Genomic DNA, 12849 nt, shown 5'->3' with positions numbered 1-12849 from the left:
TAAACTAGTTCTGTTCAATTGCCTGTTTTGCAGGCTTGCTTATATTACCGTAAGATACTTTACCTGTTGTTCGTTTCCGACCTTACCTCTCCCTCCATATAGGATTATTGACTTAAAACGGTAATTCCAAGCCATCCGATTAGAAAAAAATTAAGGGCGACCAATAAACTGGATAACCACCTCAGATTCTTCTTTAACGAAATGGCAGCGCCTACATAAAATAATGGAAAAAGTAAGCCCCAAATAGAAAAACGAGGAGTAGCTGCCAGATAGACGGATAAAGGTAAAATGAGTAGTGAGGAAATCACTAGATACTTCGGCCTGCGAAAGCAAATCGCTATTACAGCGAGAAATAGGGAAACAAGCATACAAGGCCAAAAAAGGATTTGTATCATAATGAAGACCTCCATCTAGTAATTTCTTTTTGGAGATTGTGTAAATTCGTCCCAAACATTTGTCGTCATACCAACATAGCATTCCAAAAGCCCTTTCCTAGATTTTAACATCTTTAATCCTTTTAGAGGCAAAAAGAAGGCTAGGATCGTTACAAAAATTCCCTTTCTTATGATAAAATTTCACTTAATGAAACAAGAAAAGGGAGAAAACAATGCTTAAAAAATTCACTTTACAAACAACTCAACGCGATCAAATGATTGAGGTTACCCATCAAGTTCAAGAATTTATTCGAGAAAACAATATTATGGAAGGTGCCGTTGTTGTTTATTGCCCACACACAACAGCCGGAATAACCATTAACGAAAATGCGGATCCCGACGTGAAAAGGGACATGATTCGCCGATTTGATGAAGTGTATCCTTGGCATCATGACCAAGATCGTCATATGGAAGGAAACACAGCCGCTCATATGAAGGCAAGTACAGTCGGTGCATCCCAACATGTCATCATTACAGAAGGACGGCTGCTTCTTGGCACATGGCAAGGTATTTATTTTTGCGAGTTTGACGGCCCTCGGACACGGACATTTTATGTAAAAATATTAAAAAGCCTCTGAAACGGATGTAACTCCCTTCAGAGGCTTTGTTCTTTCACTCAAAAATAGATTCGATATATCTTTCGTCTACCCTAATACCTTTGGATCAATTTTTTATCTATAATATGAAAGTTTAGGTCAGCCACATTTTTTATAAATTGCTTATCGTGCGATACAAATAGGATCGTACCTTCATAGGCAAAGATAAACCGTTCTAATGCTTCAATCGCATGAATATCTAAGAAATTAGTTGGTTCATCTAATAACAAAATGTTGTATTCCCCAAGGAACAGCTGACAAAGCTGAAGGCGAATAGCCTCTCCTCCACTTAATGACTTCACACTTTTTACTAAATCCGTACCGACAAACTGCATCGAATGTAAAACACTACGTAGAAACCCTTCATCATATTCTGAATGATTTTTTAAAAATTGTAAAACCGTTTCATCATTCATAAATTGATAGCTCATTTGACGAAAATATCCAAACTTAGCTTTTGGTGATATGGTTAGGCCAGTCCCCCTATAGGCAATATGGTGCAACAATGTACTTTTCCCACTACCATTACTGCCGGTAATAGCAATTTTTTTACCTAGTGGTATTTGGAAACTTACTTCATCCAATAACACTTGATCCTGTACACGAAGTGTCATTCTGTCGGCCATAATCGGAAATTTATTATGCAATTCAAGCGCCTTTGATTGACGGAACTGAATGGGCCTTTCTTCTTGTACGGCTTCCACTACCTTAAGCCTTTCCATCCGATGTTCAATGGCTTTTGCGGCACGCTGGACAGCTTTTTGGCTCGTGCCTTTTGATTTTGTCATATACATTTTATTCGGTTTGGCATTCGCTTCTTTTTTAGACATGCTGCCTGCCTGAGCAATTTTTTCCGCTTTTTTCATTTTTTCCTGAGCTGCTTTTTCCAGCCGGCTTTTTTCTTTCAAGTATTGTTCGCGAGCTTGGAGCTGTTGTTCACGTTCTAATTGTTTTTGAGCCATGTAATCACTATAATTGCCTGAATAAATGTTGATTTTTCCCCCATCTACTTCCCAAATCGTAGTGACAAGTTCATCCAATAAGGCACGGTCATGACTAATGACAATCAATGCTCCATAATAATACCGTAATTCATCCAGTAAAAAAGATATACCCTCTTGATCCAAGTGAGTGGTCGGTTCGTCCAATAATAGTGCTTCGTAATAATGAGTAAACAATTGAGCCAGCTTCAGCCTTGTCTGCTCTCCACCACTTAGCTGATCAGATTGTTGAGGAACATGTAATTTTCCAAGTAAGGATGGATCCGCTTCTTTTTCTGATGGAGCTTCCACTTGCTCAAAATATCCGAAATCAACGAAACAGTTCACTTTCCCAGCTGTTGGCTGCACCATACCCGCAAGTACCTTTATTAAAGTACTTTTCCCTGCACCATTTTTACCAACAATACCAATGCGATCAAATTGGTGTACTGCCAATCGTTCAATCTTTAAAATTTCTTTATCTAAATAAGTCACTTCCACATTTTCTAATTCAAAACAAATTTGTTCCATCATTGCTACCTCCCGAAATTGTTATGTTTTCGTATCGGTAGCGAGACCGATACGAGCCTAAGTTCAAGCTCGTATCAGTATCAAAAAAATAATAAAAACTGCATGGACGCTTCCCCTCCCGCTTCCACTTTTGAAATAAAAAATCACAGGCTAGCTGCCTGTAATTCAGAGTAAAGGGAATACCCCTATCAATTTGGAAAAGGTGAAGCGAATAGGCTGTCTATAAAAAATAAAAAAAGGCATACTAATCTGCCTTTCTTCCATTCATGATATTGATAAAAATGAAGACTATTAAAAAAGGACAGACTCCTCCCATTACTCTGCATACACAAGCAGAGCCTTTGACCGTATTCAATTACTGGTTCAAAGTTGGGAAACGTAATCTCATAGAGTGTGTCATTTTTTAATATCCTCCTTACAATCTTTAGTATAAATTTGTTTTTTTTAAAAGTCAAAGGAACATCTATGAACCTTAGATTTTGAAATAAAAAAGATATATATGACAAGTTGCCGTTTTAACACGATTGTCTGATTCTTTCATTCTACCGAAATGAAGTAGCAGCTATCCGTAAAGAACACCATTATAGAAAGGATTGCTTTGCCCCTTGGTTCATTTCCTTTTTCTGAAGAACCCACTCATACACGGATTGGGCAAATTTCTCGCATTGGCGAATTTCATCCTCTGTTTGTGGATCAAGTTCTATTTTCAAGCTTTCCGGATAAACGTTACACCCGCATTGATTCAACTGCTGATAGAATGTATCAACAGCGGCACAAAATTTGGGATAGGCATGATCGCCTGATCCGAAGCATGCCGCATTTTGACCAGTTAAATGATATTCAAGTAATTCATTATAAAAATCCTCTACCTCATATGGAAGATCACCGTCCCCCCATGTATAGGTTCCAATAAATATACAATCATAGTCTAGAAGACTTTGTACTTCTACCGTTTCAAGGCTTTCCATATCAACCTCACACCCTATCGAAAGAAGGGTATTTTTTAGGATGTTGGCCATTTCTTCTGTATTTCCAGACAGGCTCACATATCCAATAAAAATTTTCATTCCAAACGCCTCCTAATTGATAACGATTTTCAATAACCTGTTGTTATCATAATAATTAATAATGATTATCAATGTCAATCATTTTTTCCATTTTTTGAGTAAACGATCAGCCAAATGGATCAATACGATTCAGCCATTTGATATCAAAATCAGAAAAGTTCAATTATACTGATTACGCATATGACACCCTGAAAATTCAATTACTTTGATCGTGAGTTATATATGCCTTCCAAAGCTCTTCCTAGTCGGACGCTCTAACTAAGAAGCAAGATAAAGCGATGAACCATGTGTTTGCTGACTGATTGTTAGCCATAATAGCGCTCAGTCGGTTTTGCTAGACACTTCTTTAAATCATAAAAACAAGAAAACCGGGCATTGCCCGGTTTCAATTTTTTTACGCTATTCTATTATCATCCTATAAATCCTTTTCTCTCCAAACATTTATAAGTTAATAGAATGATGCTCTTTTTTAGTTAAATATCCCTTCTCACTCTAACACCTTACATATTTACGTTTAAAGCCAAGTCTCCCTCTATCTATTTCCTTTTGAATATTTTCAAGTGCATTTAAAAAACTGCTTTTTTTCTTGTCCTTTTTGATCTCAACTGGACCAACGGCTTTAGCCGTTTCCACAGCCTTCTCATGGAGAGGAAGGTATGAAATCGCGACAGTGTAAATGAAAAGATTCATCGCAACTTTCGTTCGCTCGGGAGCATCATGAATCGTTTTTTCCACTTGGTCAAGCATACGAGCAATTTTGCTTTCACTAAACTCACTGTCCTTGCGGCTACCTAAAAGCCAACAGTAACAGCTCCAACCTGCCGACATTCTGAGTTCATCCCCGCTTGCAATCCATTTATCAGCCACCTCTTGCGCAATATTGGTTTCTGACAAAGTGACAGCCACTACATAATCGGACAGCATATAGAAATAGGCTCCATCCATCCAACGTTCAAAATCCGCTTCAGTCATAATCATTGGGTCCGCTATGATCCCTGCAAAATACATGGCATCATAATTCCCAGTAGCGTAAAGTTTCTCCGCCAATGGCTGATTTTTCTTAATCTTTTTTGCAAGTGGCTTCATTGCACCTGTCGCCACCCCAAAAAGCGGCTCGTGTGCCCCATTGTTTATGTACCTCTTTTTCAAACTTTCTTTACCGAGTGCTTCGAGTTCTTGCATCACCGTTTCAAAATCCATCGCTTTACCCTTCCTCCCTTATTTAACATGCACCTTCATTGTAACATCCAACCTTAATCTTCATATATCATTAGGTGATTTTACCTACCCATTTGTCTCTCTATTCTACCATTTTTACCCTATAAGTGCGATGATTAGGCTGCCGAAGCCTTCCTTGTGGTGGCCTCCAACTGAGATATAGGAAACACGAAGAACCGAAGGTGATTCGATGTTGACTTATCGTAGGGCGAAATGCGAAAGTAGAGGGTTTGTAGAGGGAAGGATGATGACGTCTCGCCAATAGGAGATTGAACCTTTTCTACATATTAAAAAATGGGCTTTCCAGAAGTCCGTTGCCCCGACCTATTGCTGGATTAGCCCGTTCAACTATCTTTTTTCCTCTTATTTATAAATCTTTTAACCCCTTCCCATGGAGAATCTTTTCCATACATTTTTCAATCCTTGACTCCCGCGTTTTAGATTGTTTGGCTTGTGAAAAATAAAGGATATACTGTCTTTGCCGTCCTGGGGTCAATGCTTCAAAAGCTGATTTTAAGGCAGGGATTTCATCGAATTTATTTAGAAGTTCTTTAGGCATGTCATATTCATCCGTATTTTTTAATTTCACTTCCAAACCGGCCTTTTCGACTTCAATCGCTTCATTAATATAGTTTTTCACGATCGTTTCCATTTCAGCTATTTCTTGGACATTGGTAAACCGAATTTGGCGCTGTGCCTGACTATTCTCCCCGGGTTTGGTCAGAATACCATCGGCATCTTTTAACAAAGCACCTTTAAAAAACATAAGTGCACAGTATTCTTTAAATCCTTGAATGATAACGATATTCTTTTTCTCAAACGTGTAGCAAGGAAGCCTCCACTTCAATTCTTCAGTCAATTCACAGTCAAGTGCCATTTCTCTTAACTTCTCAAACTCTTTCTTCCACTTTTTCGTATTCTTTAAAAATTCATCGACCTTAGGATTCTTTCTGCTATTTGTCATCAAGGAACACTCCTCGCCTAATTGTAAAAAATGTGATTGAAAACCTATTATGTTTATTCTTTACCTTCAATTAAATCCCTTCAAACCTTCAAGATGTTTTTTCATTATTCCCTTTTTCACACCAAACCATTGATTACCGTATTACGTTCTTGGATTTTTTCTATAGAGGGGTGTTTGGAAATTTACAAAAGAAGCGAAGGAGCATTCAGTAGGAGAATGATGGAGGGAAGTTTGCATGATTTACCCGACAGGACTAAATACATTCAATGACGATGGCTGTCCCTTGCTTTTCTGTAGGGTCCTTCGATGAGCCAGAGGATAATCACATAGTGGTCCTTCATAAACGAGTTGGAGATGAGGACAGTTTATAAAATCATTGGGAGTGACAAGCATGTCCGGTTTGTCTGCAATGATAACATCTCCACTCTGAAAAACAGCAGATACAAATTGCGAGCAGAAATATGCCTTTTCCCGCTTGATTGGTTGATTAAACAACACTCCGAATAAACCGATAAAATTATATCTGTAGCTGTGTCGCTCCTCCTCTATAGCTTGCACAAACTTTTTCATTCTTTGAAATTGCTCCTCAGTAACTGAACACCTATATACCGCACCAATAGCATTTTCGAACAGATCCTGGTTGATCTGTTCCCTTATAAACCCACCTAGAAATGGGTTATTGGGCTTCTTTCGTCCAAAACTGTATATTTCTCTTAATTGTTGATCAAATGAAATAGATACATGATTCAATGATTGTTTTGTAAATAATCCGATGGTCTTTGATAACGTCGTCTTTGTATCTGTAAGCAAAACATACACTTCCATTTTGATTCCTCCTCAACACTGCTCCCCTTTTCATTGCGTCAATTTCATTCTATAGAACAACGATGAGAAGGATAATAGTCCTCCGATTGATATTAAGATAAGACCTAAGACTGATCACGCAGAAAAGGTTAATAGATCAAAGGAAAGAGAATTAGGAGGAAATGGGTGTGATCACTAATAAAAAATATTCACTCTCCTCACCCATAGAAAAAGAGGCTCTTTCAGCCTCTATTACATGTATGAAGAAACGGCTGAAACAACCTCTCCCTGTACGTTTTTCTCTGCTTGAATTGGGTGGGTTTCCCTATCAAACAAGACGATGTTTTTAAATTCGGCATATAAAACCTCTCCTTTATGAAAGGGACCCTGCTTCCTGTATTGATCAACAGTCATTTCTGCTTTAAATAATTCATCCGTATCCAGCCTTTTCAGCTCAATTCGTACTGTTGAACCGGCCTTATTAATATGGATCACTACTGATGGTATGCTGTTTTCTTTGGATAGATGGTGCAGAACGATTTCATGTGGCCTGATATATCCAACCGCTTCTTCAGTCCCCTTCACATGCGGAAGATTCGTTACCAAAGATTCTCCCTTGAATTCATTCACCTTGCCTAAAAAGCTATAAACAAATGCATTGGCTGGTTTTTCGTATACTTCTTCTGGTGAGCCAATTTGTTCAATTCTCCCATGGTTCATTACCACAATCGTATCCGCCATTTCTAACGCTTCCTCTTGATCATGCGTAACAAAAATGGTCGTAATGTTAAGCTTTTGATGGATTTCTCTTAACCAGCGGCGGAGCTCTTGACGTACCTTTGCATCCAATGCGCCAAATGGTTCGTCTAAAAGTAGTACCTCCGGCTCAACAGCAAGGGCCCTTGCTAAGGCAATCCTTTGCCTCTGTCCTCCGGAAAGCTGAGCCGGATAGCGGTCTGCCAGATGTTCCAACTGAACGAACTTTAACAACTCCATTACTTTTTCCTTTATTTCCTTCTTCGTTGGACGTATTTTTCGAGGCTTTACCTTTAGCCCAAAGGCGACGTTTTCAAAAATAGTCATATGTTTAAACAGGGCATAATGCTGAAAAACAAAACCAACTTTCCGTTCTTTTACGGTTTTAGCTGTATAATCAATCCTATTAAAAAATATTTTTCCTGCATCCAAATTTTCCAGCCCAGCAATCAATCTCAGAAGACATATTCCCCTTTACTTGATACCTCCATTTCTCCTCCTCCTAATGTTGAGTAATCCAGTCAACATTCATGGCTAAAAATAGATCCCTCTGTTTCTGGGAAACTACCTAATTTAGTTTTGTATAAATATATGCAGTGGCCAATTAATGGTCACTTATCCATATGTACATCGTTAGAATTCATAACCCAATTCATGAAAAGGGGTATAACCAATTCCTATTAATTCTATAGGATTACTTTTTTAAAAATCATAATATGGTCATTTAAAAAAATCAATAACTTTCTGAAAAGATCCTATAAAATTATTGTTTGGCAGTGTGTAAAGGGCTGGATGTTCCAACTCCCAAATCCAGTCCATTTTACCCGCCAAATTACAAGAATAATAGCTTTTTTTCATGGAAAAAATTGATTCAATAAAAGAGTACTATATATGAATGTCCTTACATCAACGACAATAGCTGACTCTCTTGATGTTCCCTTCATGGTATTTGTACCTTACAAATCTTGGCTTTTTATTAGACTGTAAGAGTTATAAATTGGGACCATATACCCTATTTGTAATATCCGGATGTATCCTTTTTTCAACCCGTGTCGCTAATGTTTCCCGCATTCCGGGCGCAAGAAATTCGCAATGGGCTAATTTGCGCATCTCTTCAAAGTCCGGATTTTTCGCATGAAGGATTTGATTGCATTTTTGAATTGTCCACTGTGGACAAGGACGATCTACCAATTTAAAAGTTTGCCCCTCTTTTACCTGACCTTCTTCTAGTACACGGAAATACCAGCCGGTTCTCCCCGTATTTTGTATAAGCAGGGCAAAAGTTTTGATTTTAAAACGACGGGCTGGCTTCCAGCATGGCTGACGCGGCTGGGAAACTTGAACAACGGCCTCACCAATTTGAAAGGTATCACCAATCGAAATCATGTCTTCCGTTACATTTTCCATTAGGAAATTCTCACCCATACCACCAGGTCCAATCTCTGCATTTCCAAGTTCCTTTTGCCAATAAGTATAATTTTCGACTGAATAAGCAAAAACCGCTTTTTCAGGACCTCCATGATGCTGCAAATCAAATTGTCCGTCTCCAGCTAAACCAGTTTTCCCGACCCAAACTGTTCCTTCAACCGGCTCTTTAAAAATCGCACTGGTCCATTCCCGGTCCATTGGACTGACAGCATCTTTTGTTCCAACCGTTTTTGGTTGCCCGACAAAAACTTTTTTTAAAAGAAAGTCCATTTTTATCCACTCCTATTACAGATCGGTATTCTCTATTTTTACAATACTCCTTCTGTCCATTCGACTTGAACGCGTTTGATTCCTGCTTCGAGGAGTAAGACCTCGGACTTAGTGAGAATTACAACTCTAGCACATTATGAAACCAATCAAATATTGATAAACTTTTTTTACATTTTGTAGAAAAGGAATGATTGTGGGTTGGAGAAGAACTTAAATTCAAAAAGAATTGACTTCACGCAAAAAATCTACGTTATTTTCAGTCTTCTTTTTGCTTGTTGTTTAATTGTTCAAGTGTTTTTCGCAGGTTTAGCTATTTTTGTGAACCCTGCAAACTGGGAGAAGCACCTATTTCTTGTTCATCTTTTTGGAATGTATGTTCCACTATTCATGTTGATTCTTTCTTTTGTCGGCAAAATGCCGCGCTGGGCAATTGGAGAAAGTGCTGGATTAATTGGGTTAATTTTTGTCATGTATTTCACAGCAAACATTACTCAAGTAAACGCTTATGCAGCTGCCGCTCATCCGGTTGTTGCCATTGTATTAATCTCGGTTTCTTTTATGAATGTGGCTAAAGGATGGCGTTTAGTATTTGCTGGCAGTAGGAAATCCATGCCTCAGAAAAAATAAATACGAAAATAGAAATCGAGTCGTTTATCGGGCAAGCTTTATGCCGCTGGTGCTCACCATCGACAGTCACTGCTATGTAAAGGGCATTTGAAATGCGGCTCCCTTCTCTTTTGTTTTTCAATTCCGTATGAAAATACAAGAGCGTTTCCTTTTTGGCATTCAACTTCACTTTGACCTCTATCCCTTTCCATAAAAAAAGAGCCGGGCTCCGATTTGCCCAAGCTCCCTATTTGATTATATTTTCAAATTCCTTCCAATGTACAATTCGTGGTAAGTCGATATGCCGGTTATAAGATTGATCTTTAATAATGACTTTCACAGATTCGTTGAGAAGTGTATTTAGCACATCTGGTTTATCATCAAAGTAATAATCTAGATTTAATTGTTTGATGATTTCTACCTTTTCGTGGTCTTTCATCCCATAGAAAAATCGTTCGTCCACGACAGGAAAACCGGTTTGTTTCATCCATTCTTTCGTTCTCTCTCCGTGTTCGGCTGGCCTCGAAGTAATATAGAAAATTTCATGCCCCTGTTTGTCTAATTGTTGCAGTGTTTCAAGGGCATCGGGAAAAGGAGGACATGAAGTGTAATAGATCTCCTCTAATGAACGATTCCACATGTGTTTCCCTTCTTCATCTGAAAGCCCAAAAGGTTCGTGGATTTCCACACGGTTTAGTGATTGAAAAACCTCAATCGGAACGTTTTGATTTAGTTTTTTATTATATAGATGAAAAGCATGTTCCCGCAAATTTATTAATGTATCATCAATATCAAAACCAAATTTCATTGAACATTCCCTCATTTATGATAAATCGGGTAGCCAACAAATTTGAAATCTCGGCCGATTTTCTCAAAGGAACCGTCGGCAAGCTCAACCGCATCCCGCATCATCTCAACCCCAGCTCCTTCCAGGAACGTCGGGGCATGTTGGCCGCCCACTAACTTTGGTGCAAAATATAAGACTACTTTATCAATTAATTGATTCTCCAGGAAAGAAGCATTAACGGCTCCTCCACCTTCTATTAATAAAGAAGAAATCAAATGTTCCCCTAAAATTTTGACAACATCATTTGGGTCCACCTGTTTCATCCCATTCGTATGAAAAACTTTAATCCCTAATGATTCCAGCGTTTTCTTCTTGTCTTCATCATAATTTTTGCTTGTAAAAATCCATGTCTCTGCTAAGTTATCCGTAACTACCTTTGATTCTAATGGAATTTTTAACGTGGAATCTAAGATCACACGGATAGGGTTTCGACCATTCGGGATACGCGCTGTTAATTCCGGATTATCCTTTATAACCGTGTTCACCCCAACAAGAATCGCCATATGTTCATTTCGTAGGTGGTGTACATCTAATCTCGCTTCTTCTGACGTAATCCACTTGCTGTCAGAGGTGTGGGTAGCGATTTTTCCATCCAAAGTAATTCCAGCCTTTAAAGTAACAAAAGGCTTTTTCTGAACGATGAACTTATTAAACACCTCGTTCATTTTTCGGGATTCCTCTTCTCTAACCCCAATTACTACTTCGATTCCTGCATCCTCAAGGATTTTCACCCCATTGCCAGCGACAATCGGATTGGGATCCAGTGTTGCAATGACAACCTTTTTGATCCCCGCTTCCACTAGTGCCACCGCACATGGGCCAGTCCTACCATGATGAGAACATGGCTCGAGAGTCACATAAATCGTACCACCTCTTGCTTTGTCACCAGCCATCCTTAAGGCATGAATTTCCGCATGAGGTTCGCCTGCTTTTAAGTGAGCCCCCACACCAACGATTCGATTATGATTCACAATGACAGCGCCTACTAATGGATTGGGATCGGTTTGTCCCTTCATCGCCTGGGCATTTTGTAACGCTAGATCCATATAAAATTCATGATTATTCATTTGGGCAGAACCCCTCATCCTTAATATGGCCAGAGCGCTCAATCTTTGTTTGCAAATATTTTTCGTTATATTCGGAAACATCTCCCCAAAGCGGTTTTCTTCCTGAAACTGGCAAACCTGCATCTTTTAAAGCAGCTAATTTTTTCGGGTTGTTTGTCACAAGGCAAACTGGTTTTGACCGTAATGCTTTTAAGACTTGAATCGCATCATTATAGTTTCTGGCATCATCAACAAAACCAAGAGCATGGTTGGCTTCAACGGTATCATAATTATTTTCCTGTAAAATGTAAGCCATCGCTTTACTGAATAAGCCAATACCGCGGCCTTCGTGATTGGCTAAGTAGAATAAAGCTCCCGTTCCATGCTCAACAATCATTTTCATAGACTGTTTCAGTTGATAGCCACAATCACATCGCTTACTACCAAAAATGTCACCTGTGTGGCAAATCGAATGCATTCGGATAATGGCATCATCAGCAAATGCAAAATCCCCATACACCAAAACACTGGATTGTTGCATTTCAGCCAAATTAATGGATGAGAGTTTATCAATAATTTTTTCAAAATTCTCAGTTACTTCGCTACAATTTAACCAGCAGTACCACTGGAATACGACCGTCTCACCATATAAATTGACTGGGAGACGAATAGGACCGACTAAGTAAATTGCGCCTTCCTCTGTTTTAATTAATTGGATTTTATCTTCAAGAACCGATAACACTTTAGGGTCAAACTTTGTTTGTGTCATCAAAATTCCCCCTTTTTAGGTAGTATGTAATATTTGTAGGTTATTCATCTCGTTTGAAAAAATATTTTAGGGAACTGATGAACCTATAGTAACAAAATTATCACCATGAACCAATTATTTTGAAATATGAGACCACGGAGATGGGTGAAAGGCTTTAATAAATCTTAAATTTAGGTATTACATTCGAATGTTAAACTGATTAGTAAGGAATATTTTTTACATTTAAAGGGGAGAGATTTGAAAGGGGATTTCTCCTTGTGAGGGAAAAATAGAAAAGTCATTACTCATGTTGTTGATTAAAGCCGTAGAAGGATCGAAGCCCCTTCGACGAAATATGTAAAGAATTCCACATCGAAGAAAAAGGAAGACCTACCGTCTTATTAAGTAATAAACGTATTGGTAGCCTTTCCACTCATCCAGGAACGCCGCTAGTTGACCATATTAAAAATGCAACGAACTTTCTTATTAATGAATAAGGCTGTGTTAACCTAGCGATGGATTTGCTCTCTTTGTGATTCGCTTTCCGTACGCGA

General features: G+C 38.6%; 13 protein-coding genes and 1 pseudogene. 2 read left to right on the top strand and 12 right to left on the bottom strand.

What is annotated here, in order from left to right:
- Positions 1-104: 104 nt before the first annotated feature.
- Positions 105-395, bottom strand: a complete 291-nt coding sequence (locus GZA11_RS02540) for a hypothetical protein (RefSeq protein ID WP_163182776.1) — start codon at positions 393-395, stop codon at positions 105-107.
- A gap of 212 nt (positions 396-607) precedes the next feature.
- Here GZA11_RS02540 and GZA11_RS02535 point away from each other — a divergent pair, with 212 nt between their 5' ends.
- Positions 608-1012, top strand: a complete 405-nt coding sequence (locus GZA11_RS02535) for a secondary thiamine-phosphate synthase enzyme YjbQ (protein ID WP_038539319.1) — start codon at positions 608-610, stop codon at positions 1010-1012.
- Between the two features lie 71 nt (positions 1013-1083).
- On the opposite strand, the gene GZA11_RS02530 is transcribed toward GZA11_RS02535, so the two are convergent.
- The 8 genes and pseudogenes from GZA11_RS02530 to GZA11_RS02495 form a co-directional block, all read right to left on the bottom strand.
- Positions 1084-2541, bottom strand: coding sequence for an Msr family ABC-F type ribosomal protection protein (locus GZA11_RS02530; RefSeq protein ID WP_163182775.1), 1458 nt, complete (start codon positions 2539-2541; stop codon positions 1084-1086).
- Between the two features lie 355 nt (positions 2542-2896).
- A complete protein-coding gene (locus GZA11_RS17010; protein ID WP_105980607.1) occupies positions 2897-2941 on the bottom strand; it encodes an erythromycin resistance leader peptide in 45 nt (14 codons plus the stop codon).
- A gap of 181 nt (positions 2942-3122) precedes the next feature.
- A complete protein-coding gene (locus tag GZA11_RS02520) occupies positions 3123-3608 on the bottom strand; it encodes a flavodoxin (RefSeq protein WP_163182774.1) in 486 nt (161 codons plus the stop codon).
- A gap of 492 nt (positions 3609-4100) precedes the next feature.
- A complete protein-coding gene (locus GZA11_RS02515) occupies positions 4101-4808 on the bottom strand; it encodes a DNA alkylation repair protein (RefSeq protein WP_163182773.1) in 708 nt (235 codons plus the stop codon).
- A gap of 385 nt (positions 4809-5193) precedes the next feature.
- Positions 5194-5790 carry a YdeI/OmpD-associated family protein gene (locus tag GZA11_RS02510; RefSeq protein WP_038539311.1) on the bottom strand — a complete coding sequence of 199 codons (597 nt, stop codon included), beginning with the start codon at positions 5788-5790 and terminating at the stop codon, positions 5194-5196.
- 240 nt (positions 5791-6030) lie between these two features.
- On the bottom strand, positions 6031-6615 hold the full coding sequence (locus tag GZA11_RS02505) for a hypothetical protein (protein ID WP_204317739.1): 585 nt from the start codon (positions 6613-6615) through the stop codon (positions 6031-6033).
- A gap of 231 nt (positions 6616-6846) precedes the next feature.
- Positions 6847-7812: pseudogene (locus GZA11_RS02500) on the bottom strand (sulfate/molybdate ABC transporter ATP-binding protein); the annotation flags it as partial.
- A gap of 528 nt (positions 7813-8340) precedes the next feature.
- Entirely contained in the window at positions 8341-9048 is a 708-nt protein-coding gene (locus tag GZA11_RS02495; protein WP_038539304.1) for an MOSC domain-containing protein, read from the bottom strand.
- Positions 9049-9246: 198 nt separating this feature from the next.
- Between GZA11_RS02495 and GZA11_RS02490 the strand changes: the two genes are divergently transcribed.
- Positions 9247-9675: a DUF6220 domain-containing protein gene (locus GZA11_RS02490; RefSeq protein WP_163182772.1), complete on the top strand. Its 429-nt coding sequence runs from the start codon at positions 9247-9249 to the stop codon at positions 9673-9675.
- A gap of 226 nt (positions 9676-9901) precedes the next feature.
- Here the strand turns inward: GZA11_RS02490 and GZA11_RS02485 are convergent, their stop codons facing one another.
- Genes GZA11_RS02485 through GZA11_RS02475 form a run of 3 tightly spaced genes read right to left on the bottom strand, consistent with a single transcriptional unit; the run spans position 9902 to position 12316 of the window.
- Positions 9902-10462, bottom strand: a complete 561-nt coding sequence (locus GZA11_RS02485) for a 5' nucleotidase, NT5C type (RefSeq protein ID WP_163182771.1) — start codon at positions 10460-10462, stop codon at positions 9902-9904.
- A gap of 11 nt (positions 10463-10473) precedes the next feature.
- Complete coding sequence (ribD, locus tag GZA11_RS02480) at positions 10474-11568, bottom strand: bifunctional diaminohydroxyphosphoribosylaminopyrimidine deaminase/5-amino-6-(5-phosphoribosylamino)uracil reductase RibD (RefSeq protein ID WP_038539299.1); 1095 nt, start codon at positions 11566-11568, stop codon at positions 10474-10476.
- Positions 11561-12316, bottom strand: a complete 756-nt coding sequence (locus GZA11_RS02475) for a GTP cyclohydrolase II (RefSeq protein ID WP_038539296.1) — start codon at positions 12314-12316, stop codon at positions 11561-11563. The genes ribD and GZA11_RS02475 overlap by 8 nt, the downstream gene beginning before the upstream one ends.
- Positions 12317-12849 lie beyond the last annotated feature (533 nt).

Origin of the sequence: Neobacillus sedimentimangrovi (genome assembly GCF_010614825.1) — a bacterium.
Classification (GTDB): Bacteria; Bacillota; Bacilli; order Bacillales; family Cytobacillaceae; genus Neobacillus; species Neobacillus thermocopriae.
Note: the sequence above shows the minus strand (reverse complement) of the source record. Positions and strands in the feature narration are given on the sequence as shown.